Source organism: Paraburkholderia sp. ZP32-5 (assembly GCF_021390495.1).
GTDB lineage: Bacteria > Pseudomonadota > Gammaproteobacteria > Burkholderiales > Burkholderiaceae > Paraburkholderia.
Genome location: NZ_JAJEJP010000003.1, coordinates 937,941 through 960,108 on the forward strand (window position 1 = coordinate 937,941; position 22,168 = coordinate 960,108).

21 protein-coding genes and 1 pseudogene are annotated in these 22,168 nt (G+C 58.8%); 11 read left to right on the forward strand and 11 right to left on the reverse strand.

What is annotated here, in order from left to right; translation table 11 throughout:
• Positions 1-10: 10 nt before the first annotated feature.
• The 4 genes from L0U82_RS36660 to L0U82_RS36675 are packed head-to-tail and all read right to left on the reverse strand — an operon-like array spanning position 11 to position 3,736.
• Positions 11-883: a branched-chain amino acid ABC transporter permease gene (locus L0U82_RS36660; protein WP_233838726.1), complete on the reverse strand. Its 873-nt coding sequence runs from the start codon at positions 881-883 to the stop codon at positions 11-13.
• Entirely contained in the window at positions 880-1,758 is an 879-nt protein-coding gene (locus tag L0U82_RS36665; protein WP_233838727.1) for a ketoacid-CoA transferase, read from the reverse strand. The genes L0U82_RS36660 and L0U82_RS36665 overlap by 4 nt, the downstream gene beginning before the upstream one ends.
• A complete protein-coding gene (locus L0U82_RS36670; protein ID WP_233838729.1) occupies positions 1,755-2,570 on the reverse strand; it encodes a CoA transferase subunit A in 816 nt (271 codons plus the stop codon). The genes L0U82_RS36665 and L0U82_RS36670 overlap by 4 nt, the downstream gene beginning before the upstream one ends.
• Positions 2,567-3,736, reverse strand: coding sequence for an ABC transporter substrate-binding protein (locus L0U82_RS36675; protein ID WP_233838731.1), 1,170 nt, complete (start codon positions 3,734-3,736; stop codon positions 2,567-2,569). Before L0U82_RS36675 ends, L0U82_RS36670 begins: the two co-directional genes overlap by 4 nt.
• 494 nt (positions 3,737-4,230) lie before the next feature.
• Here L0U82_RS36675 and L0U82_RS36680 point away from each other — a divergent pair, with 494 nt between their 5' ends.
• The gene (locus L0U82_RS36680) at positions 4,231-5,016 is read left to right on the forward strand and encodes an enoyl-CoA hydratase/isomerase family protein (RefSeq protein WP_233838732.1); all 786 of its coding nucleotides are present in this window, start codon (positions 4,231-4,233) and stop codon (positions 5,014-5,016) included.
• Positions 5,017-5,067: 51 nt separating this feature from the next.
• Here L0U82_RS36680 and L0U82_RS36685 read toward each other — a convergent pair whose 3' ends face one another.
• Entirely contained in the window at positions 5,068-5,859 is a 792-nt protein-coding gene (locus L0U82_RS36685; protein WP_233838734.1) for an SDR family NAD(P)-dependent oxidoreductase, read from the reverse strand.
• A gap of 212 nt (positions 5,860-6,071) precedes the next feature.
• Between L0U82_RS36685 and L0U82_RS36690 the strand changes: the two genes are divergently transcribed.
• Positions 6,072-6,773: a TetR/AcrR family transcriptional regulator gene (locus L0U82_RS36690; RefSeq protein WP_233838735.1), complete on the forward strand. Its 702-nt coding sequence runs from the start codon at positions 6,072-6,074 to the stop codon at positions 6,771-6,773.
• A 677-nt stretch (positions 6,774-7,450) separates the two neighbouring features.
• Here the strand turns inward: L0U82_RS36690 and L0U82_RS36695 are convergent.
• A complete protein-coding gene (locus L0U82_RS36695) occupies positions 7,451-8,281 on the reverse strand; it encodes a shikimate dehydrogenase family protein (RefSeq protein WP_233838736.1) in 831 nt (276 codons plus the stop codon).
• Between the two features lie 5 nt (positions 8,282-8,286).
• Complete coding sequence (locus L0U82_RS36700; protein WP_233838737.1) at positions 8,287-8,523, reverse strand: helix-turn-helix domain-containing protein; 237 nt, start codon at positions 8,521-8,523, stop codon at positions 8,287-8,289.
• Positions 8,524-9,020: 497 nt separating this feature from the next.
• Here L0U82_RS36700 and L0U82_RS36705 point away from each other — a divergent pair.
• The 3 genes and pseudogenes from L0U82_RS36705 to L0U82_RS36715 form a co-directional block, all read left to right on the forward strand.
• Positions 9,021-9,190, forward strand: a pseudogene (locus tag L0U82_RS36705) (IS256 family transposase); the annotation flags it as partial.
• 270 nt (positions 9,191-9,460) lie between these two features.
• Positions 9,461-9,901 (forward strand): type II RES/Xre toxin-antitoxin system antitoxin, encoded by a 441-nt coding sequence (gene parS, locus L0U82_RS36710; protein WP_233838738.1) that lies wholly within the window; start codon positions 9,461-9,463, stop codon positions 9,899-9,901.
• Positions 9,901-10,374 (forward strand): RES family NAD+ phosphorylase, encoded by a 474-nt coding sequence (locus L0U82_RS36715; RefSeq protein ID WP_233839361.1) that lies wholly within the window; start codon positions 9,901-9,903, stop codon positions 10,372-10,374. The genes parS and L0U82_RS36715 overlap by 1 nt, the downstream gene beginning before the upstream one ends.
• Before the next feature lie 282 nt (positions 10,375-10,656).
• On the opposite strand, the gene L0U82_RS36720 is transcribed toward L0U82_RS36715, so the two are convergent.
• Positions 10,657-11,097 carry a VapC toxin family PIN domain ribonuclease gene (locus L0U82_RS36720; protein WP_233838739.1) on the reverse strand — a complete coding sequence of 147 codons (441 nt, stop codon included), beginning with the start codon at positions 11,095-11,097 and terminating at the stop codon, positions 10,657-10,659.
• Entirely contained in the window at positions 11,094-11,288 is a 195-nt protein-coding gene (locus tag L0U82_RS36725; protein WP_326489796.1) for a type II toxin-antitoxin system VapB family antitoxin, read from the reverse strand. The genes L0U82_RS36720 and L0U82_RS36725 overlap by 4 nt, the downstream gene beginning before the upstream one ends.
• Positions 11,289-11,775: 487 nt before the next feature.
• On the opposite strand from L0U82_RS36725, the gene L0U82_RS36730 reads away from it, so the two are divergent.
• Together L0U82_RS36730 and L0U82_RS36735 are read left to right on the forward strand one after the other, a co-directional pair.
• Positions 11,776-13,467 carry a phage integrase family protein gene (locus L0U82_RS36730; protein WP_233838740.1) on the forward strand — a complete coding sequence of 564 codons (1,692 nt, stop codon included), beginning with the start codon at positions 11,776-11,778 and terminating at the stop codon, positions 13,465-13,467.
• 250 nt (positions 13,468-13,717) lie between these two features.
• On the forward strand, positions 13,718-14,128 hold the full coding sequence (locus L0U82_RS36735) for a hypothetical protein (RefSeq protein WP_233838741.1): 411 nt from the start codon (positions 13,718-13,720) through the stop codon (positions 14,126-14,128).
• Positions 14,129-14,415: 287 nt separating this feature from the next.
• Here the strand turns inward: L0U82_RS36735 and L0U82_RS36740 are convergent, their stop codons facing one another.
• Positions 14,416-14,616, reverse strand: coding sequence for an XRE family transcriptional regulator (locus L0U82_RS36740; RefSeq protein ID WP_233838742.1), 201 nt, complete (start codon positions 14,614-14,616; stop codon positions 14,416-14,418).
• A gap of 390 nt (positions 14,617-15,006) precedes the next feature.
• Between L0U82_RS36740 and L0U82_RS36745 the strand changes: the two genes are divergently transcribed.
• The 4 genes from L0U82_RS36745 (at position 15,007) to L0U82_RS36760 (ending at position 21,184) form a co-directional block, all read left to right on the forward strand.
• Entirely contained in the window at positions 15,007-15,252 is a 246-nt protein-coding gene (locus L0U82_RS36745; RefSeq protein WP_233838743.1) for a helix-turn-helix domain-containing protein, read from the forward strand.
• 845 nt (positions 15,253-16,097) lie between these two features.
• Positions 16,098-18,782 carry a hypothetical protein gene (locus L0U82_RS36750; protein WP_233838744.1) on the forward strand — a complete coding sequence of 895 codons (2,685 nt, stop codon included), beginning with the start codon at positions 16,098-16,100 and terminating at the stop codon, positions 18,780-18,782.
• A gap of 19 nt (positions 18,783-18,801) precedes the next feature.
• The gene (locus L0U82_RS36755; RefSeq protein ID WP_233838745.1) at positions 18,802-19,812 is read left to right on the forward strand and encodes a hypothetical protein; all 1,011 of its coding nucleotides are present in this window, start codon (positions 18,802-18,804) and stop codon (positions 19,810-19,812) included.
• 811 nt (positions 19,813-20,623) lie between these two features.
• Positions 20,624-21,184 (forward strand): hypothetical protein, encoded by a 561-nt coding sequence (locus tag L0U82_RS36760; protein ID WP_233838746.1) that lies wholly within the window; start codon positions 20,624-20,626, stop codon positions 21,182-21,184.
• A 33-nt stretch (positions 21,185-21,217) separates the two neighbouring features.
• Here the strand turns inward: L0U82_RS36760 and L0U82_RS36765 are convergent, their stop codons facing one another.
• Entirely contained in the window at positions 21,218-22,066 is an 849-nt protein-coding gene (locus tag L0U82_RS36765; protein WP_233838747.1) for a carbon-nitrogen hydrolase family protein, read from the reverse strand.
• Between the last annotated feature and the right edge of the window lie 102 nt (positions 22,067-22,168).

The window sequence follows — 22,168 nt, forward strand, 5'->3', positions numbered from 1 at the left end:
GGCGCGGCCCTCACAGCTTGGTCGACCGGGTGCGGCCGAAGATGCCGGCCGGCGCGACCAGCAGCACGACGATGATCAGCACGAAGGAGAGGGCGTCGCCGAACGATCCGGACACGTACGCGCCGAGCAGGTTCTCCATCACGCCGAGCACGAGGCCGCCGACGAACACGCCCGGCAAGCTGGTCAGTCCTCCCAGTACCGCGCCCGCGAAGCCTTTGATGAGCAGCGGCGCCATCATGTTGACATCGAGGAACAGGATTGGCGCGACCAGGATGCCGGCGACCAGCCCCGCGACGCTGCCCATCGCCCATGCGACGGCGAACGAACGGCTCACCGAGATGCCCATCAGCCTGGCGACCGACTGGTTCTGGCTCGCCGCGCGCAACGCAATCCCGGCGCGGGTATGACGCAGAATCAGCGTGAAGATGACGATCATCGCGACCGACACGAGAATCGTCAACGCGCTGTCCGGCGAGACGTTGACGCCGAACACCTGCAGCATCGGCAAATCGGCTACCGGACTCGTGAACACATTGGTCAGATTGCCCCAGATCATGCCCGCGATGCTGTGCAGCGCCATGTTCAGCCCGAGCGTTGCAACCACGGCGTTGAGAATCGGTGCACCGAGTAAAGGCCGGATGATCAGTTGCTGCACGACGATCCCTTGCAGGATTGCGAATACGACTGCGGCGGGCAACGCGATCCACCATGACAGCGAGTACGTGTTCAGCATTGTGTAGGCGACGAAGGTCGAAAACATCGCCATTTCGCCTTGCGCGAAATTGGGCACGTCGGTGGCCTGCAGCACCAGCACGACCGCAATGCCGATCAACGCATAGAGGCTGCCGGATGCGAGACCACCGATGATGAGCGCTGCGTTCATAAGGTTTCCCGCCCTCTTGTGTGGGTTGCCGTCGCAGCCGACGCGGCGAGTTCCCGCAAGCGCTCTCTGCGCGCGCCGCCGCTCAGCATTTCGAGGTAGCGCAGACCTTGCGGATCGATCACCTCGTTGAGCAGATGCAATTCGGCGTCGTTCGGTGGCTCACTGTTACGCACGTTGTCTCGCCAGCCGAGCGTGAAACCTGTATTCGATTCGATTTCCTCGCGAGTCACGCCGTCGTGCAGCTGCGCGACTTCGAAGCGCCCCGATGCGCCGGTGATCAGCACGCCGAGATCGCTCACCACGGTGATCGTCATATCGGGAATGCCGCCGGAGTCTGCATTGCCTGCGCCGCTGATGAAATCGAGCGTTTCGACGAACACCTGGCGCGTATGGCGCGGCGCGTAGTAGTAGAAGCGTCGCGCGGCGGTCGACGCATCCGGAATGCCGGCGGAGCCGGGAAGACGCACGCGCGGGGCGGCATGCGAGCCGATCGTCACGTTGTTCGTTGCGCCGCGAGCATCGATCTGCGCGGGCCGCATGAACTCGGTCCAGCGTTTACCGGACAGGAAGATGCCGGGCATGTAGTGCAGATTGATCTGTAAATAGTCTAGCCACAGCGACCCACGCGGCACCGTGTCGAACTCGTCATGGCCGAGCGTCAGCGTACGTGTGCGTTGCGTCAAAGTGTTGCCGTTGGGGCAGAGGCTCGTGCAACTGGGCGCATGCATGTGCTTGGCGAGCATGTACGCAGATGTCGACATAAACGTGCCAATACCTTCGGCGAGAAAGTCACCATCCTCGACCATTCGCGCCATGCATACGACGATCTGGTCGGCTTTACGGCGCTGCAGGTGGGTAAGCGACGTCGCAGTCATGCAAACGCTCCCGTGGCGTGGTCGAGCCAGCGTGGCCACGCGGCCGCGTCATTCGCGGCGTCGGCATAGTCGAGCACCGCGGCTAGATCGAGCTTGCGATCGGGCAGGCAGGACGTCGGCAGACTGCCGCCCGATGCTTCGACGACGTGCGTGACGAAAACGCCCGCCACCTGAATGCCGCCTTGCATCGCTAACAGTTTGTCGGTTTCCACTATCCGCTCGGCCGTGACGATGGTCACGGCAGCGGCAGCCGGCAGATGCCGGTCGAGCGCAAGCTGACCTTGCAGATTGCAGTTGCCGTGGCGGTCGGCCGCGCTCGCGTGCAAAATCGCGACGTCGACGCGCAGCGCCGGAACGGCGAACAGAGACTCGCCCGTTAAAGGACAGTGGAAAGCCTTCAGGTCGGCTCGGACCTTCGGGATATCGGTACGCGCGATCGCACCGCGCATCGGCAGGAATGGCACACGCATCACCGCTGCCTGGAGCGCATAGCTGAGCGTGTATTCGGTCTCCTCGATGAGTTCGAGCGTGCCGTTCTGTACCGCGCGCGTGAAGTGCGGTGCGAAGCCGACTACTTCGAGTCCGGTATAGCAGCTTCGCAAGCGTCGTACGCAGTTCGCACCGATCAGGAGATCGGTTTCAATACCGCCGGTCAGCGTGATCAGTTCCAGATCGCGGCGCTTCGCTGCCGCGATGCCGAGCGCCGCGGCGACCGGCCGCCGGTACAGCGTCATGCCGCCGAGCGCCACGCTCATGCCATCGTGGACGGTACTGAGCGCATCGCGCAGCGTGGATCGCTTGTCAGCAGTCATTCGGCCTGCATCCAGTCGGTGTTGACCACCCATTTGCCGTTCTCGGCGCGCATGAAGGCGACCGCGTTGCTGCCGGCATGATTGGTCGGCGAAAACGTCAGCGGCGCCATTAAACCCGTGTCGAAATTCTTCATCTGTTCCAGCGCGGTAGCGATCTTGTCGCCGGTTGGTTCACCCTGCACGTGCTTGAGCGCCTCGACGAAGATCATCGCGGCGGTGTAGCCATGCATGCTGTAGGTGGTTGGCGGCGATTTCGGCAGGTACTTCTTCTGCCGTGCGATGAATTCCTGCACGGCGGGTTTCTTCGAGTCAAGCGGCTCCATCACTGCGACAGCGATCGTACCGTTCACGAGTGCCTGGCCGGCGAGCTGGAACGTCTGCGGATCGCCGAGTGCGTTGTGACCGCTGAATTGCGGCTTCCAGCCCATCTTGTTCGCTTCCCGTATGACCAGCGCCGCGTCGCGGGGAATGCCGAAAAACACGACATCGGTGGCGCCGGACTCCTTGGCCTGTGCGACCACGCCGCTAAAATTGGTCGTGCCGCGATCGAACGGCAGCTTCGCTTCCTTGACGTTCAGCTTCTGCATTCGCGCGTCGAACCCCGCGAGCGCGTCCTGCCCGAAGTCATCGTTCTGGTAGATCACTGCGATTTTGTCGTGCTTCAGGGTCTTCACTAGGTAGGTGCCGAGCAGGTCGGCCTGCAAGCGCACCTCGGGCAACGACGTGAACACGTATTTCTGAACCGGTGTAGTGAGTTTGTGGCTGAACGCGTAGGGCGCGATCAACGGCAGCCGGCGTTCCTGCACGTAGGGCAGCATTGCGGCTGTACCGGGTGTGCCGGTCGGCGCGACGAGCGCGACGACGTGGTCCTGTTCGGAGAGCTTCTTCGCGCCCGCGAGCGAACGCATTGGCTCATAACCGTCGTCCTCGGCGACCAGTTCTAGCTTGCGGCCATTCACGCCGCCCTGGTCGTTGACATAGTCGACGTAGACCTGGACACCATCGCGTACCCCTTGGCCCAATAGCGACATCGCTCCCGACGAAGGCCCGGTGAAGCCGATCTTCACCGTATCGGCGGCCATCGCGGAGGTCATGCTGCACACGCACACCGCACTGGCAATAGCGGCCAGCGCAACGCGAAGCGGCGAGAAGCAAGAAACGGTCATCGTGTGTCTCCTGATCTTGTGATTTTTTGTGGCGCTAACCTGCGACGCCAACGACAGGCACCCGAACGCTGCCGCTCCCCGAAGCAACCGCCTCCGGGAGAACGCTGTTGCGCATTTCGACTGCTGGCGATGTAGACTTATTTTCAGATTAACGCCAAGCTAACCCGTGTGTCAACAGACTGACCGCGTGGTTAGTTTGGAATAAAAATGATTGATTCCGGACAAAAAGCCAGGCCGGATATGGTCATTACTTGGGCATGCGGATCGGCGAAATTCCGCCGGGCTAAGCGAAAACCCGTACCCGTGAATCGCGTACAACGAACGAGATCTAACCTCGCTTTCCGTGGGCTGACCGGACGGTCAGATCGGTTGATAACCAGTTGACATGCAGGGTGTCAGATCGATACCCTCTGTTTATCGACAGCCGCTCTCGACAGTGTGCAAGACGAGCGAGGCGGCGGATCGACACGTCAACGCATGTCCGTGGAGGAACGATGGAGCCGAATGGTGTCGTGGCGAGCCGAGCGGGCGACGTAGGCGTGATCGAGTTGGCACGGCCGGAGAAATTCAACTGTCTCTCGCTGGCGGTGTTCGCCGGCCTCGAAAGAGCGCTCGATGATTTTGACGCGTCCGATTCGAGCGTGCACGCAATCCTGATTTGCGCGCAGGGCAAGAACTTCTGCACTGGCGCGGACCTCGCGGAAGTGCTCGAGTTGCGCACGGAACTCGCGAAGATGCAGGCATTCATCAGCACGGCGCATCGTGTCATGAACCGGATTGCGCATTGTCACCGTCCCGTGGTCGCGGCGTGTCAGGGGCTGGCGCTGGCGGGTGGTTTCGAACTGATGCTGGCGTGCGACGTCGCGATCGCCTCGGCGGATGCGCGTTTTGGCGACCAACATGCCCAATATGGATTGTTGCCGGGCTTTGGTGCGAGCCAGCGACTGCCGCGCCTGATCGGCTTACGGCGTGCTCTCGACCTGTTCTATTCCGCGCGCTGGCTCGATGCGCAGACCGCGCTCGGCTGGGGCATCGTCAACCAGGTTGTCGAGCCTGAGCGGCTGCTCGAAGTGGCGCTCGACTATTGCGGCAAGCTCGCGACGCGCAGCCGCATCGGGATCGCGACGATGAAACGTCTCGCAATCGAAGGACTGGAAGGCACCTTGGAGACAGGTTTGATGCTCGAAGAAGAGACCGTGCCTGCCTGCCTGCTGGAAGACGACGTCACCGAAGGACTCAACGCGTTTCGCTCGCGGCGTGCGCCCCGATTTCGTTCCTGATCGAAGCGCCATAAGCACGGCAGGCGTGAGCGCCCGATGATTCGGCGACGCCTAAACGGCTGAGATGCCGCCCGTGATACTGATCGCCTGACCGGTGATTTTGGCAGCCGCAGGCGACGCGAGAAAGACCACGAGTTCCGCGATTTCGTCTTTGTCGACCAGCCCGAGTTTGGCCATTTGCGCGGCCTTGCTGAACAGCTTGCCCGCGAACGGGTCGGCCATGATTTTCTCGTAATGCTCGGTGCCGCCTGTGAGCGATGGCGTCACGACGTTTGCACGAATGCCGTCGTGTTTCGCCTCGATGGCGAGTCCGCGCGTGAACATTACGATGCCGGCCATGGCCGCGCCGATCAGGCTCTCGCCGGGCGTCGGCAGTTTGGCCGCATCGGATGCGATGTTGATGATCGCGCCGCGCTTTGCTTCGCGCATATGCGTGAGCGCCGCGCGACTGCAAAGCAGTTGCGCGAACAGGCAGCGTTCCAGAATGCCGGGAATCGCTTCGAGCGGCGTCTGGTGCAACAGCCTGGGCAGATCGTTGCCGCCCGTCGAGTTGACCAGCAGATCGATACGCCCGAACGCGGCGATTGCATCGGCCATGATGCGTTCGGCAACGACAGGCTGTGCGGCATCACCGAGAGAGATGGCGATTTGCGCACGAGGGTAGGTGGATTGCAATTCCGCGCGCGCGAGGTCCGCGCGCGCCGCGTTGCGGCCGTTCAGAAGCACCCCGGCCGCGCCGGCTGCGAGCAACGCATTGGCACACGCACGGCCGATTCCGGCCGTGCCGCCGGTGACGACGGCCACAATGGGCCGAAGCTTCGATACGGAGATGAGTTCTGGCATGAGCGTGGCGTCCTGGCGCAGGAAGGTCGGGGAAATTTCAGTGTAATAGCTAAATTGACCCGCTGGGTGATGGACCTACTGATGGGTTAGAATTCCAGTGCGCTGATCAGAGGGCTGCGCGTGATCGACAATACAATGAATCGGTGATCAGATAATTTCAGTAAGGCATCAGCACGTATGAAGGCATTTTCTTTGACGATTGGAGCCGCACAATGAGCACCTGGAAGAATGCGGTGCTCGGCGCGAGCGAACAGTTCGATCGCAAGCGCGACGTGCTTCTGCGCGAAGCCGCTGCGTCGTTCAACAGGCGCGGGTATCACGGAACGTCTCTCGCTGAGATTGCCAAGAAGCTTGGCGTCACTAAGGCGGCGCTCTACACCTATGTACCGAGCAAGGAAGAACTGCTGTACTTCTGCCACGATTCGGCGATGAACAGCGCCGTCGAAATTCTCACCCAGGCGCGGGCGAGCAACGGTAACGGCCTGCAGAAGCTCGTGATGACGCTCAGGCGCTACGTGGATCTGATGCTCGGCGAAGACGGCAGCTACGTCGTGCTGCTCGAAGAAAACGCGATGAAGCCCACGCATATGCGCGCGATCGTCAAGCGGCGTGACAAGTTCGAACATGGTCTTCGCGAGCTAGTCAGCGAAGGCATTGCGGATGGCAGCATCGTGCCGTGCAATCCGAAACTCGCCATCTTCATGATCATGGGTGCGATGAACTGGAGCCGGAAGTGGTACCAGCCTGACGGGCAGTGGAGCGGGCCGCAAATCGCCGTGTCGCTGGTCGAGATTCTCGAACGCTCGCTTGCGGGCACGCCGGTCAAGGCACTGATCGAAGATCCGTCGAAAGTCGATGCAGAAGAGTTTCTCGACGGCACGCGCACAAACGAGTCGCCGCGTCCGCTGGCCTAGCTGATTTCGGATGTCAGGCGATCAAGGACAAAATTTTGGCGATTGATCGTCATGTGTTCCGGGATGGTTCGCCATAGCTGAATCGCATCGTCAACGATCGGGTATCGGAACCGATGAGGCGGTGATAGTCTACGCGGCGGGCGGACGAGCGTGCAGGGCGTTTAAGTTCGCACTATGTGGCTGGAGAGACGTGCAGAGGGTAAGAGAGGTCGTTATCCTTCGTTGCAAATAGAGACGTGGGACGGCGTCACAGACGGCGAACGAGTGGATAGGACGGCATTTATCCGGCTCTCTCGGTCTATTCTGTTCCGCCGTTTCTTGGGCTAGATCTGGAGTAGCCGTGCATCCCCGGATCGAGCAATCCCTTGTGGGGCAGGTCTGAGCAGCCACAATGAGAACCCCACCCGGTCGTCACATCGAAGTATGGGTACGATTATGGGTATGTGACGGTCCGTCGAAGTGGGAGTCAAACCTGGCGGCGCTTTTCGGGCCGTAGTTGGACTCGGCTGCCTTCCGCCCGCACCTTCCGAGGCGTTCCAGCACAGGCGCCCTAACCGATTTTTCTATGGGTTGGATAGCGCTGCAGCGTCTTCCTCCTATCTCGTGGAAGACGAGGTTTCTGACGAAGCTAAAACTGGGCGGAAATCCTCAATTTGAAATCGGCGCATCTCCGCAATTCAAACCGCGTAGTGTTGCGCCTGAGGCAACTCGATTTCGACATCGAAGCCGAAAAATTGCGCCATTAGCTGCAGTTGGTAGTCCAGCAGATAAGTCCCTGGCTGCACGAAGCAGCCAGCCGCCGCTGCCAGCTTCAGGAGCGGAGTTTCGACTGGATGCATGACGGCCTCGCAGACGATCGTGCCCGGGCGAAGCCAGGTGCAATCCAGAGGCAGAGGATCGTCTTCTTTCATGCCCATTGGCGTGCCGGTCGCAATGAGATCGAAGTGAGCCGCCACGGCAGGTGCAACGTTCGCGTTAAAACCTTTGGCGGTGAGACGGGCGGCGAGCTTGAGCGCGCGAGCCGGCTCGGTGTCCGCAACGGACACACTGTCGATGCCTGCCGCGGCGAGGGCAAACGCCATCGCTGATCCCACCCCGCCGCAGCCGACTACAAGCGCTCGCTTACCCTTGACGTCTTGCCCGCGTGCGGCCAGTCCATTCACGAAGCCGACGCCATCGAGAACGTCACCGCATGTGCTGCCGTCCTGTTCCCACCGCATAACGTTCACTGAGCCCGCCAGGCTCGCGCGCTCGGTGGGCTTATCAATCAGACTTGCGACGATCGGTTTATAGGGAACAGTGACGATCAAGCCATCGAGATTTCTGATGACACCCGCGCCTTTTAGAAAGGCCGTTAAATCTTCTGGCTGGACGTGCATCGGAACACACACCGCATCCATGCCATTGCGCTGGAATAGCGTTGTCCAGATGGGCGGCGCCAGAACCTGGGCAACCGGGTCTCCCGCGATGCCTAACAGGCGCGTCGACCCAGTCAGGTTTCTCAGCATGAGAATTAATCCCCGGTGAACACTTCGCCAATCATCAGACGACGAGCACTGCGACTGACCCTTGCCTTATGGACATTCCATTGAGCGCCGCTTTTTTCAACCTGAGCATAGACGGTGAGCATGCCGGACGGATGACGTCCGAGCATCCGCGCGATTGCACTCAGTGACTCGCCTGCGCGCCACATCTTCCAGATGTCGTTCTTCTGCTGCGCGTTCAGCCAATGCTTCCTCTGTCGTTCCATAGTGCTCCACTCTCCGATTCCATATTGGAACAGGGGTGTTGCATCGACCGGTTGAATCCGCCGCGCCAAACTTTCCGCAAGACGTCGTGATAGCGCTATAGACGTTGAAAGGCAACGATTCTACATTGTTGTAGCGATGCAGCGAATAAGAGGAGCGCTGTCCACTAACGGCGCTACCGTCGATTTCAGGTTCATAAAAGCTGCTAGCGCGTCCCTCGCGAATATCGAGGTTGGCATGGCCTCCGCCGAAGAGGGAATGACGCGCGGGCCGCGATGAAAATATCCATGCTAAAAACCGGACGAAAGCGGGACGCTTGCTCGGAAGCAGGCGATAGGAGCGACGCCGCATGCTCAACAATTTCGCCATGTAGGTCCCGCGGCGAAAGAGAAAATTTCTCGTTGCGAGAGCCCAATACAGCACGGCGCACGATCACCTGCCGAGCCTGTCCAGAATTTTGTGTTCGGAGGCATAAGAGGCATGTAAAAGGAGCATGCCCATGCCTCGCAAACCGAAGCCGGATCCGGCAGCCGCGCCCGCGCTGCCGACGATTCCGAAGGAACTGATCGACCAGTTCGTGAACGGCCGATGACTGCTGAGGCCGTGCAGCTCGCATCGGTGGCGTTCAAGAAGGCGCTCATCGAGCGTGCGCTGGGTGCCGAACTCGGGTGCTGGAATATTGCCGAGAGCCGCGCCTTTGCGCGACAGAGCCGTTCGTGTCCCTGCGCGCAATGGAAGCGTACTTCTCCGGCGCCCCCGGTGTATTCTCGGGCCAGACATGCTCCACCTCGCTGCCGCGCGGCGGGCCGTTGCAGTCCGTCATGATAGAAATGGGCCATGGCAACGATGGCATCTGTAGCTTAGCGCGCAGGGCGACAACGGCAGACGGGCCCCGCCATTTTGGTGTAAAATAAGTGCCAAATGGCAGGAGGTGAAACCGTGAATCTTATCGAAAGGGTGTCAGCCGACTCGCTGCTCGGAGGTCGAACTGTATTCCCGCGCGCGCCCCGATCGGGGCTGGAATGGGTAGATGTGGTCCGCCATGGGATTTCATCGCAGGCGCTCGATGCGATGCTCAGATCGATCGGACTGTCGCAGGCGGAGTTGGCGCAGGCACTCGATATTCCTGAGCGAACACTGGCACGACGCAAGCGAGAAGGTGTGTTAAGTCGCGAAGAGTCAGCAAAGCTGCTGCGGCTTGCGCGCGTGGTCGCGCGCGCTGCAGAGGTTTTTGAGGATCTCGACACGGCGCTCGCGTGGCTGAAGACACCGATTGCGGCGCTGGAAGGTTCGACACCTCTTAGCCTTGTGGATACCGACATTGGCACCGATAGCGTGATGGACACGCTGGGGCGCATCGAGCATGGCGTGTTTGCGTGATGCTCACGGTATGGCGGGTGGTCACCGAGCGGTACGCGGATACGGCTTTCTCTGGAGAAGGTGCTCGACTGTATAGTGGCCGGTGGAATCCCAAAGGTGTAGCGATGGTGTACACGGCGCACACGCAATCGCTGGCGCTCCTGGAGATGCTCGTCCAAGATTCACCGTTGCGTGCGCACTATGTGATGATCCCAGCCAGATTCCCCGAAAGAATCGTGGAACATATCGATCCAGCCACTTTGCCCGCCGACTGGAGGGACATCTCCGCGCGCGGTGAACTCCAGCAAATCGGGGCTACGTGGTCGCAGGCGCGCGCAAGTGCAGTGCTGGCCGTTCCCAGTGCAGTTGTCCCGGCTGAATCCAATTATCTGATTAACCCCGATCATACTGATTTTGCTCACGTCGAAATCGGCACGCGCGAGGAGTGGCTGACCGATCCGCGGTTGTTGCGGAGCGCTGCGCCACCGACATAGCGAGCGACGCGTGAGTGTCCGTAAACGGCGCCAAAGACAATGATGGCTAATTTGACATAATTAAAGTTGTCGTTCGCACGACTGTTAGTCCAAAGTACAGATGTCGCGTTTGGGGGTGCGGCGGAATTCCTGGACCGGTTTATGTGGTCAGAAGATCAACGCAAAGTTGACATGTAAATGTCCGCCCGGGGAGCCCCATGCGACTATAGTCTCGGTCGAAATACCAAGAAGGGTTAGGTGGAAGATTTTGGCACGCTCGAGTTGCCTTTGAAGCCTATTCGATCAGCCGTTAGCGGAACGAGCCACGCATCTATCGTGGTCAGCCGTCGAAGATGGCTGATCGAATGCCAAGGTAATCGACGAATGGCTAAAGTCTCGGTCGCTAAACAATAGCGGAACAGCGTTCTCAATGCAGTAAGTCGTAGTAAACGTATCAATGATCTTCCTGATCGGCACGCCCTGCGCCCTCAGGCTGCGGCAATTTGTGCAGCCTGAACGGCGTTTTCGGGACCGACGAGTGACACTACACTCAGGCGCGTTGTCATCAACTGCCGAGCCACATTGAAATCGAACTCGGCCGAGAATCCCTGCAACATCTCCGCCATAATCAGATTCCCCGGTCAGCAGAACCTCGGTTCCCAACAACTTGTCGAGCTTGTCGGCTTCTGGCGAAACGACGCCCCGAAAATAGTCGATCAAGATACTCGAATCGACGAGTGTCATCGATCGGTTCTCATCGTGTCGAGATCACCCTCCCAGTGGAGTTTCCCTCGGAACTGGCGGAGTTGCTCTTGCTGCTTGAGCCGGATGATCGTCTTCAAGCCGAGCTCAACAGCTTCGCGCTTGGTCTTGGCGCCGGTTGCGGCAAGCGCTTCAACCATCAACTTGTCGTCGATTTCTATCTTGGTGCGCATGGCAACCTCGCAAAGTGCATCTATTTCACTAAATATACACACTTCTGTCTGCTTGGCGACAGCGAGCAGCAGTGCCTATTGCCGCTCACCCACGAACAGCATGCGTTCGTGGCGACTCTCCTTTACGGCGGGGCTGCCCAACCAAAAATGTGACACGCTCACCATGCGAGTCTGCGGTCCCGGACGGCCCGTCGAGGTGGGAGGCGGTCATTCCGTTCTTTGCTGGGAAAGAACTTTCTTAAAAAATCAATGACTAACGATGCCGCTCCTGACGCACTTCACTCCCCCTGGTTCAGGATACCCCGAGGAAAGTGATCCTTGAACCTCGTATGGCGTTTTCACTCACCATCTGATGTCGAGCGCTTCCAGCGCAAGCTGCAGTGTCGATATGCCGGGAACTGGTAGGGAATATGTTTGTACCCGGATGAAGCTGGACTGATAACTCTTATTATCGGTCCAGTACCAAATCAGGTTTAAACTGGCGCGCATGAAAACGTGTGACACCGCTCCTGCGGACGGGAACGACCCGGTCTTCCCGGATGAAGCCGAACTCGCCGCATTGCGCAGCTGGTATGCCGGACTGGACGCAAGGGCAGCCGTTGCCAGATATCTCGGGGCGCGCCGTGTGGCCGGCGCGTCCTCGCGTGGCGTCCTGGGTTACATTCGCCAGCGGCTCGTCTCGTACGCCCTGGTCCGCCATCGCGCCGACCTCGCGAGTGTGTTCACCGGCCGGCCGACGAAGACGTCGGGCGACGGCGTGGCCCGCGCGATTGAGACGCTACGCAATCTGCCCGGCCCTGAGCCGCTGATCACCGACGCCATTGAAACCTGGCTGCCGCCGCGCATTGCGCGGGCGCTGCACGCGAACGGCATCCGGACGCTCGCAGACCTCACGGTGCGGATTCCGCGGCGACGGCGCTGGTGGCCTTCGATCGCAGGACTCGGTATTGCCAGCGCGCGCCGCATCGAAGCATTCTTTGCGACGCACCCGGCGCTGACCGAACGGGCACGGGCGCTGGTCGTCGTGGCGCCCGCCGACCGCATCGTCCCGTGGGAACAACTGCGCGTGCCGCACGATGTGGACGGATCGCAGGGGCAGTACCGGGCACCACAGGTCGCCTGCCTGCTGAATGCATCAAACGACTACGAGGCGATCCGCTCCTGGCTGGCGCTACATGAATCGGCCGCAACGCAGCGCGCCTACCGCAAGGAGGCGGAACGCCTGGTCCTGTGGGCAATCGTCGAACGCGGTCGCGCGCTGTCGTCGCTCAATACGGACGATGCAATTGCCTACCGGGGCTTCCTGCGGCGTCCGGCACCGCATGGGCGCTGGATCGGACCGTCGCGCCCGCGGCCCAGTATTGAATGGCGGCCGTTCACTGGCCCGCTGTCAGCCCGCTCGGCAGCGTACGCATTAAACGTTCTGTCGGCGCTGTTTCGCTGGCTGGTCGAGCAGCGCTACGTGCTCGCGAATCCGTTCGCTGGTCTCAAGGTCGGGAGCCAGGCACAACGTAACCGGCTGGACGTGTCCCGGGGCTTTTCTGAAGGCGAGTGGTTGTTGATACGCACGGTTGCCGATGGCCTTGAATGGTCACATGGCTGGAGCGTGCCCGCTGCGCAACGCCTGAGGTTTCTGCTGGATTTCGGCTATGCAACAGGCCTGCGCGCGAGCGAGCTTGTTGGCGCCACGCTCGGCGATGTTCACCGCGATGAACACGGCAATCACTGGCTGCATGTATCTGGCAAGGGTGGCAAGCTGGGACGCGTGGCATTGCCTTCGCTCGCACGGACTTCGCTTGATCAGTATCTGGTACAACGCCGGCTGCCGGTCACACCTGCGCGCTGGAATCCAGCGACGCCGCTCGTCGGCAGCATCGAAGGGGACGGCAGAGGTATCGAGAGTACGCGGCTCGGGCGTGTACTGCGACGGTTCTTCGTGCTGGTCGCCGGCGAAGTCGAGGGCGAACGGCCGGCGCTCGCGGAAAAGTTGCGCCGCGCGAGTCCGCACTGGATGAGGCACACGCACGCGTCGCACGCGCTGGCGCGCGGCGCCGAGCTGGTCATGGTGCGTGACAACTTGCGCCATGCGTCGATCTCGACAACGTCAATCTATCTGCACAGCGACGAGGTGCAGCGGGCTCAACAGTTCGAGCGCGCTTTCGACGCACGCAAGGCATAGTCCGGGTTCGGTCTGCCGGAGGTATTGGGACAACACAGGGCATCGCAAGGACATCGAATGGCGGTCGGTCAGGGGAGCATGTGCTGGCATCGACACCATGCGGTCCACTATTGTCGACTCATGTTAAAAATATATGGTCGATTTAAGCGAAACAGATTTCAAGGTATTGTCGAAGGGGACTGCATTCACGAATGACTTTCTCGTCGAGATCGGAAGAATTACTGTCCAGTTTGCCCTGCTCGAGCGGGACATGATTGAACTGACGCACCGATTGCTGGGACTTGAGGAAGACCTGGCGAAAATGGTTACGGCAGAACTCTCCTTTCGTGGCCTTCAAAATCTGTCCTCGTCGCTGGTAGAGGAAAGGCATCCAGCCAGATTCAACGAATTCAGGGAGATTCTGAAGTGCGTGGAAAATTCAGAGGCGAAACGCAATGTGATATCACATTCCCGGTGGGGCATGGGCATGTGTCGTACCAGGAACGAGCGTGTGACTGTCCGCACAAAATACAGCGCAAAACAGACCAAGGGCCTGGATTTCTCCCGGGAAGAGATGACCCTTCAGGACCTTCGCGCGATTTCAGGGGAAATATCGATTGCCGCGTACGACGTCGAAGTATTCTGTTCGTCGCTCGAGGGGAGTGATTCAACTGACGACTAGTCTCCGCAGACCAGGCCCTACGCGTTGACTTCTGACGGCTCAGGGAGCTGAATCGCAACGACCGGAACGTCATGGCGAAGCGCAAGGCACGGTTCCCGGCGTTGCTATCTACTGGAGATAAAAATACTGTGCGCCGCTTGCGGCACAGCATTGTGCCAGGCGGCGTCGCGCATTTCAGAGTTGCTGGTTCGAACCGCAACCTGCTGCGGCATCGAATGGTGGATCTATCGGTCTTGATAAATCAGGCTTATGGGCGGGCCTTCACCGTCGTGGCACGAGTCGGGCCGCTACTGCGCATTGAGGTCATAGCGGATGAGTTCTTCGAGCTCGCGTTGAACCTGGGTTTTGATTTCCTGTATTTCGGCATCCGATGCCCCTGCAGTGCAGGCATAGATGCACAAGGTCAATGGATGGACGCCAATATCGTTGGCGATACCTTCCAGCTTGTCGAGTGTCGGGCTTTGCAGGCCCCGCTCCAGCACACTCAACTACGTCCGGCTGGTTGCTGTCATCGATTCTTGGGATACGACCTTATGAGACGTATTCGGCAGCGCACATCGAACAGTCATGCGTCTATCAGACATCATATCCTGCCGGCTGCACGTAGAACGCTTCGCCCGTAGTCGCATACTGACGCAACGTTCGTCGCCGTGCATTAAGCGGCAAAGTGCCAACGTCTGCGATGTCAACGTCGCCCCATCTGCTTGTGCCCGCAACCAAATATGTCAGTTCGTCGGGGAGCTAACGAACCCACTTTCGTCTCGGGGTTAGGGGCCGCCGAGGGAGAGTGATGGTAATCGGGACTTTCACGATCGCGAGTAGCAAAATGGGTCGTAAATGCCGTGGTCAAATCGTGCTGATCCCCGGACTATCCCGGGATGCAACGAATCTCCAGCAAACTCGACGACGCAGGCCACCTCAAGATGCTTGGGGCTGCGTTGCGGCAGTATCGCCGCGACCAGGGCTGGTCACAGGAAGCGCTGGCATACGCGACAGGAATCGATCGGAGCCACATGGGCCGTATAGAGCGCGGTGAGCGCAACCTGACCATTCTCAATCTCGTCCGCATTGCAGACGCGCTCAAATGTCCGCCGTCGAAACTGCTAATCCTGGCGGGAATGTAGCCAGTGACCGGGAAACCGGTGCGTCCCGCGAAGGGATGCTCGCACCGATTTAGCCACATGTCGTTTCGCTCTTCCGATAGTCTCCATTTTTAAACTCTTCCAAAAAAGCGCGGTTGGCTATTTCGTCAAACTGTCGGTGTTGCTGTCACCGCATATATCAATTCCGGACGAACGTTTATTCGTGATACGACAAGACGTCGTAAAAAGCGGATGCCTTAATGATCAAAATAAATATTTCTGTATTGTACAGACGCGTTAAGCATTCAGCTATTTTTATATCCAGTTAAAAGCCGAATTTTCTGATACATAACGAGTGTCAATACGCAATTGGTGTGAAAGCGGCGATTTGTTCGACTCTTTGATTTCCGAGAAAAGGGGCATCGCCGCGCAGCGATTGGGCAAGCCGTTTCGAACCTCCCAGATCTGCCGGCGTGCGCTATCTTGCAGGAGACGAATGCCGTGAAATAACGAAGTTACGGCCCAGGTACAAACTGGAACAGTGCGAATTTTATTTGAATTCCGGGATCAGTTAGTCTATTTTTCAAACGACTTTATTCCCACAACCCAAAAGAAAGCCGACTGTGATGAGTCGGCTTTCATATATCTTTCAGGAGAAGCGAGACCCGAAACTCCCGAGAATGCGTTGACACGGACTCGGCAAAGTCCGCATCCCTTTTATTGCACCCGCTTCTGATTTTGGACGTTTTTCTTCCAAAGTCAAGGGATTTTATTCGTCCCGCGGGTCCCGACCTGAGGCACGCGTGAGCCGACTGATATTGCTGACGCCCGGATATCTCCGGGATGACAAGACAACAGCCAGAGTAATCAAGGAGAGGAAGGGCCGGATGGTGAACATCTGGTTCTTCCACTCGCCGAAACTGGGCAAACTTCTGGCCGTTGAAAGTGATGTTTTATTTGCCTACATAGTCATACTGGAAATCCGCCCCGAGGTCGTCGGATATCGACCCGTAAGGCTCGGAAATCCCTCACATGACCTGAGCTACGCCGCTGCTGACCTGCAGGTCGACTACAGAAACGGGCACTCCGAGTTCGTACTCTGTCGGCGTGAGGCTCCCGAAGACAGAAAAAACCTTCCTGACGACGTACTGCTGGTGACGGGCTGTGATATTGAGCGGTCCGCAATCGAATTTGACAACGGACTGACGCTCTGCCGCGCGATGACGGCGGCAGCGTTCATCGATCTGGGCCCGGCACGGAAAGAGTTAAGCAACGCGCTTTTGCAGAAAGAAAGTCTGACGGTCGGCGATCTCGTCGACCTTCCCGGGCACGATCCAGCTCTACTTCTGGCGGCTCTGGCAAGATTGCTCGCCGAAGGCGTTTTGTACGCCGATCTGGCCCAGCATCTTTTCTCAACGTCAACCCTCCTGCGACGCACTGCGCACCCGAAACAATGGCCGGCATGTCCAGCGGCTCCGGATGACATCCATGCGCAGACCCTGCCGGGCATCCTGTCTGCCGGACCGGACTGTGCATCGATGCCACTTTCACCAGAAGGTGCAGGCATCCCCGCGGGCCGTACCCGGGGCAGAGGGCGCCCGCGCGAACTGATCCCGGCCGCGCTCGCCGCCATCCAATGGCAGGCTCCTGATGAAAGCACGCTTGGAGACAAGCTCGACCAATACCTGAACCGCAAGCGGGCTGTGGAGCTGTACCGTCAGGATGCGACCTTCACGCACATAAGGGATCTCACGACACTGTCGGAAAATGAAGTCAGGCGCCTTGTCGGCCGTTGCGTCAACCGGAAGGTAAGCGGCACATTCGCTGGCTATTACGGCCTGGTTCCGGGAGCACGGTTGAAACGCTATCAAAGAAAGAACGAAATCACGCCGGTCGAAGGCATGCGAACGGGACTCGCCGGCGCGTGGACCGCGTTTCTGGAAAAGCACGACAACGTTCGCGTCAAGATCTACGAGGAACTGTTTGGTCGTGAGCCGTGTGCGGATGGCCAAGAATTCAATATCGACGACAGTTGGGTCCGCGTACGCAGGGAGATCGAGGAGTGTGGCATCGCAGAGGATAGCTATCCATTATCAAATGGTGACCAGGGGAAGGGGGCCTTTGCCAGATATGTGAAAACGTTGATAGCCGCCGATCCTGACACTTACCAGTCAATCTACGGGGGAGAAACAGTATCCAAACGATGGCGGATGACTGGGGGCGTGCCGCCCAGGCTCATCCGCCCGATCAGACCTGGCTCCTTCGCGATACTTGACTTTCACCGTCACTCCCAGCCGACGAAAGTATCGGTGGACAATGGTTACGGAAAAACGCTCTTCAAGCTCATACCGAGGTGGTACTTTTCTGTCTTTGTCGAGGAACTGTACTCGGCTGTTCTCGCCTGCGTGGCAACGTTAGAGCAGACGCCAAGCGCCGACAGCGGACTCGAAACCCTCGACTGCTTTCTCAACTCACGTCGCTACTGCACGGACGGTAACAGTGCGGATGATGGGCACAGCCCTGCATTCGCTTACGACATCGTGGATTCGCTGAAGGGCAGTTCCTTCTGCGTACTGCGCGTCGACAACGCGCTGGGAAACATCGCCGATGGTTTCGTGCGTAACTCCATTTACACCTTCGGCTGCGCTGTTCACTTCGGCCCGACGTACACGTGGGTTTCGCGTGACACCGTCGAACGGGTCACGGAAGAGTTGGCCCGTCGTACGAAACCGGACGAGAGGGGAAACATTGCGATAGCCGTCGAAGAGCTCGCCGACTCGTTTCAGGCGGCGGCGCGGGGTATCAACCTCACTCCGACGCAGGGTTTGAATTACTCTTCCCCCGTTGAAGCCCTCCAGGCCGCGCTCACGAGTTCGTCAGGCGGGTTGCTTCGACAACCATTGCCCGCGGCGACGCTGAAGGCCGCAAGACTTCTCGATTACACTTTCCCCGCTACGGTGCGAGGAAATCTCGCGAAAGGCGTTCGCCCATACATCAAGTTCAGAAGTCGCCATTTCACGAACGATCTGCTACGCAGCCATCCAGAATTGATTGGGAAAAAGCTGCTCTGTCACGTGAGACGGTTCGACGTCAGACAGATGGTTGCATCGATCATGGATTCGCGCGACTGGATATTCATCGCAGATTCAACAGGCAAGACCAGCTACCTCGGAGAATTACGTCCGGACCGTAGACGAAACGAGTGCGTTTCCATCCGCATCGACAAACTGATCTCATCGAGTGGGGCGCGATGCCGCAGCCGTGATCCGAACCGGTGGCGCGAACGGCAGCCAGGGAAATCAACCGAGAAGAGGGCATACAGGGCAAAGCGAGAGAAATCGGACGCGGACGCAATGCAGGAGGCGAAGCATCACGAGAATCAACGACGGCATGGCACTGGCCAAGATGACTCAGGTCACATTTCCAACAACCGTCAGGCTCAGGCGCCGCAATCCAGCGGCGATCACCTGCGCAGCGTAAGCTCTGCGCCGGCCCGCGATACGCGATCGGCAGAAGTCAACGACCCGTTCGGGCTGTTTGGCCGGAGATCGACGAGGGGCCGCCATGCCTAGACGGACTTCGCATCTTGACATGACAGGGGTGAATGGTGACCCAAGCGCTCATCGCGACGTAGCCGACGAACTCACACTAGGTCTTCTTCCCGAAGAACGCCTGCTCGATCATCCACTGATTCGCGGCACAGTTATCCGGACGGAACCGTGTCTCGAAGCCTATCTCGAATTCAAGCGGCGTTTGTGCTTTGGGCTCAACGGATTTTCGCTACTTGCTGAATCGGGAATGGGGCGCAAGTCCGCCATGATCTCAATAAGGTCCCAGCTTTTTCGCGATTTCCCATCGCTCGCCGTGGCGGAGATCACGCTGCGCAGAGATGCGCCCCATACTACGCGCGCGCGCTGGCAGGCCCTTCTTTCAGATCTGGGGCACCGCGCGCTGAAGGGCAGCAATGAGGACTTACGTAGCCGGGTCTTATGGATGCTTGAAGAGAGGCTCTATGGTAGCCCGCTACCACACCTCGTTCTGTTTATAAGAAACGTTGAATATCTTGATGGCGATCTGACTCGAATTCTGCTGGACCTGTCGGACGCATTGAACCGAAAGGGCTTCAGAATGTTCGTCGTCAGTTGCGGACAAATCGCACGATTTGGCCTGAATCTCTCGACGGTCGGCGTCGAGGCTGCGAACGACATGCGGTCGCTCCTCGGATCACCTTTCGCATTACGCGCGCTGAATAGTGAAGAGGATCTTGCGGTGATCCTCGAAGAGATCGATACGCAGATCATCGGACCGGAAGATCCCCGCCACTGGGGTGAATCCTTTCTCCCCAAAGCCTACCAGAATGGGTTCAGTCTGAAAGACCAGTCTGCCAGGCTCCTCGCCGCGATGGCAGACATTCCGCAAGGCACTGTAACAACTCACACCGTTTTTGACTCGATTCGCTGGGTCCTCGTTACGAGCAGCGGCAACGACCAGAGTAGCTTCATGCTACCTGAGCGGATCTGGAACGACGCGTTACTGATCGCGCAATCTGCCAGATTCGTTCCGTTGCTCGAGAATTCCGATGGACACAACGATGCCCGATAATAGACGGCGGGACTATGTAGGCAAATTCTGGGGTCCGTTGCCGTACGAGTCCGAGTATTCGATCTTTGGGCGCGTGTGCGTGTTCAACAGGATCACCATGGGAGAAATCAGACGGGGGGAGCACTTCCATGCGGATAACTGGGATGCCCAGTGCGCGCGAGATGCCAGCGGAAGGCTACAACTGACACCGTTCTTTGTGCCGGAGGTAATGAAGGCGATCGCCGAACATCGTGATCCAGTGCAGTCTCTGGACTACTGGGGCAGCGGGCATTTTGAGCAGAATCTGAAGTACTGCCCAGCCTGTGCCGCAGCGCTATATCACAGCGGGTGGTATCAGCTTAAAGGACTCCTTATGTGCCCGCTGCACGGTTGTGCGTTGAAGTCTGCCTGTGAGCGCTGCGGGGCCGCAATGCACCAACTCGGAGTGGCCGAGCGGAATCCGCCAAATCATCCCTACCGCTGCTCCGTTTGCCGGAAATGGATCTGCGCTCAAGACCCTTCACTCGGCGCTCATGTCGCCTTTAGAGAGGACCCCGACGCGATCAGGCGCGCGTTCGCACCACTTCAGAGGTGGAGAAGACGCCATCTACCGCTGATTGGGCAGGCCATTCAGGTCGCTCGCCCACAACGGCAATATTTTCAACGAATAGATAGATGGTGGCCGCCTTCCGACATGTATTACCGGATGTGCGCACAATTATGCCGCCTCCCGCCCGGTCGCGAGCATGACGCCGGCAATCCGGACAGGGCCATGACGTGGTTATGCTGGCCAATATCGAGTTCGTCGTACTGCGATAATGATCCGTATAGCGTGCTGGCATACACGGCGCTGCTCGGCGAAATCAGGAACTGGATCAAAAGCGCAGGGCGGCTGCCACCCGTCTCCATCACACGCTGGTCAATCTTTGACGGTGAGGGAGCCCTTCGTCGGGGCCACTGGCCGTCAGCCGCCCTGGCGTACGCACTGGTGCGACATGTCTGGGAATACAGCGACGACCTTACCGTCCATTCCGAACTTCGGCCTCCGGAATTTCATTTCGGCAGAGGGTGTGCGCCTGTGGACACGCTCAGGACTTGGGAAGCACCCAGTAGTGACCTCTCCGTGCAGGCTATTGTTCTCGCCCAGTTTGCCACTTTTTTCTGGTCGATAGAAAGATTGTCGCGCCCATCCAGGGGGGACTTTCTGCCGGCCGACAGGATCATTTCCAGGTTCGTGTACAACACCTGGCCACGGGTGGGGAATGTTACCTTCCCGACGATCGATGGGCTGCCGCTGGGAAGATTCAAGAACCCGCAGATCAGCGTGAAGGACGGACTTGAGCTACTGTTTCTGACGAACCGCTACGACCGGCATACCCCGAACCGCGTCTAGCGGACATAACTATCACAGGTCCGTAAGAGCTACCTAGATTGGGTCCGCAAATCCGTCGCGCCACATCGTATCGTTTGACCAGATGGAGCGATGATAACGGAGAGTGCTCTTTGGCGCGGAATACCAGATGCGGCCTTGATTCTGTCGTTGCTTCGGAATATCCGGAATACTCGCGATCCCGATCGCGGATCCGTCCACGGTCTCCGCAAGCGGTTCTTCGAGCCGGGTGTAGACTCCGCTACGCCCGCAAAAGTGTTTCTTCCTTTGACCGACGCCGCACGAGCCAACCGGATTCGAAAAGACAATATAGATCCCGAACTGTTTGGCGGTGAGAATGATCTGTCTGGCGACGCTCTCGTTGGAAATCGCGCCCGAAACCAGGGCGATCGTTATGCCGGGTCCGTCAAACGCAGCGGTCGACAGGGGATTCAACAATTCGGAACCCGACGTAACGGCGGCCGTGAAGAAGGGCAGCTTGACAATACAGTGGTACTGGTGGCCCGGTTTGAAGTATTTCTTTTCGACGGCATCAAGATGCACCTTGACGTAACGCGCGATGAGCTTTCCTTCGAAAGCAACCAGAGTCGTCAAGAAACTACTTTCTTTCCCGCGTTTGTTTCGTGCGCTTTCCACGGCGCCCACGACCACGACTGCATGCTTGCGGTAACTCAAACTGAGCCAGTACCGCAGCGTTGCTGATGGCGTCACAAGACCTTCCGAGCCGATTCCGTCGAGTCTGACGGCCAGATGTGCCGCGCACTCCGGCAGAACCAGTATGTCGAACTCCTTATTGACGACCTCTGATTCTACCCACGCAGTGATAACATCGTCCTTCCCGCAGAACCATACAGAAGCGGGAGGCTGAAGCGTGGCCACTAGCATCAAAGTTTCCTGAGGTCCTGGTCGTGCTGCGTGTACAGGCGATGTGTCCATCCGTCTTGGCGCTGATAAAAGTTCGAAACAACGCCCCGTCAGCCAGCCCCG

What these genes read in the sequence shown, in the direction of transcription:
- L0U82_RS36660 (WP_233838726.1), bottom strand. Translation starts at nt 883, where the DNA reads ATGAACGCAGCGCTCATCATCGGTGGTCTCGCATCCGGCAGCCTCTAT.
- L0U82_RS36665 (WP_233838727.1), bottom strand. Translation starts at nt 1,758, where the DNA reads ATGACTGCGACGTCGCTTACCCACCTGCAGCGCCGTAAAGCCGACCAG.
- L0U82_RS36670 (WP_233838729.1), bottom strand. Translation starts at nt 2,570, where the DNA reads ATGACTGCTGACAAGCGATCCACGCTGCGCGATGCGCTCAGTACCGTC.
- L0U82_RS36675 (WP_233838731.1), bottom strand. Translation starts at nt 3,736, where the DNA reads ATGACCGTTTCTTGCTTCTCGCCGCTTCGCGTTGCGCTGGCCGCTATT.
- L0U82_RS36680 (WP_233838732.1), top strand. Translation starts at nt 4,231, where the DNA reads ATGGAGCCGAATGGTGTCGTGGCGAGCCGAGCGGGCGACGTAGGCGTG.
- L0U82_RS36685 (WP_233838734.1), bottom strand. Translation starts at nt 5,859, where the DNA reads ATGCCAGAACTCATCTCCGTATCGAAGCTTCGGCCCATTGTGGCCGTC.
- L0U82_RS36690 (WP_233838735.1), top strand. Translation starts at nt 6,072, where the DNA reads ATGAGCACCTGGAAGAATGCGGTGCTCGGCGCGAGCGAACAGTTCGAT.
- L0U82_RS36695 (WP_233838736.1), bottom strand. Translation starts at nt 8,281, where the DNA reads ATGCTGAGAAACCTGACTGGGTCGACGCGCCTGTTAGGCATCGCGGGA.
- L0U82_RS36700 (WP_233838737.1), bottom strand. Translation starts at nt 8,523, where the DNA reads ATGGAACGACAGAGGAAGCATTGGCTGAACGCGCAGCAGAAGAACGAC.
- L0U82_RS36715 (WP_233839361.1), top strand. Translation starts at nt 9,901, where the DNA reads ATGCTCACGGTATGGCGGGTGGTCACCGAGCGGTACGCGGATACGGCT.
- L0U82_RS36720 (WP_233838739.1), bottom strand. Translation starts at nt 11,097, where the DNA reads ATGACACTCGTCGATTCGAGTATCTTGATCGACTATTTTCGGGGCGTC.
- L0U82_RS36725 (WP_326489796.1), bottom strand. Translation starts at nt 11,288, where the DNA reads ATGCGCACCAAGATAGAAATCGACGACAAGTTGATGGTTGAAGCGCTT.
- L0U82_RS36730 (WP_233838740.1), top strand. Translation starts at nt 11,776, where the DNA reads ATGAAAACGTGTGACACCGCTCCTGCGGACGGGAACGACCCGGTCTTC.
- L0U82_RS36735 (WP_233838741.1), top strand. Translation starts at nt 13,718, where the DNA reads ATGATTGAACTGACGCACCGATTGCTGGGACTTGAGGAAGACCTGGCG.
- L0U82_RS36745 (WP_233838743.1), top strand. Translation starts at nt 15,007, where the DNA reads ATGCAACGAATCTCCAGCAAACTCGACGACGCAGGCCACCTCAAGATG.
- L0U82_RS36750 (WP_233838744.1), top strand. Translation starts at nt 16,098, where the DNA reads ATGGTGAACATCTGGTTCTTCCACTCGCCGAAACTGGGCAAACTTCTG.
- L0U82_RS36755 (WP_233838745.1), top strand. Translation starts at nt 18,802, where the DNA reads ATGACAGGGGTGAATGGTGACCCAAGCGCTCATCGCGACGTAGCCGAC.
- L0U82_RS36765 (WP_233838747.1), bottom strand. Translation starts at nt 22,066, where the DNA reads ATGCTAGTGGCCACGCTTCAGCCTCCCGCTTCTGTATGGTTCTGCGGG.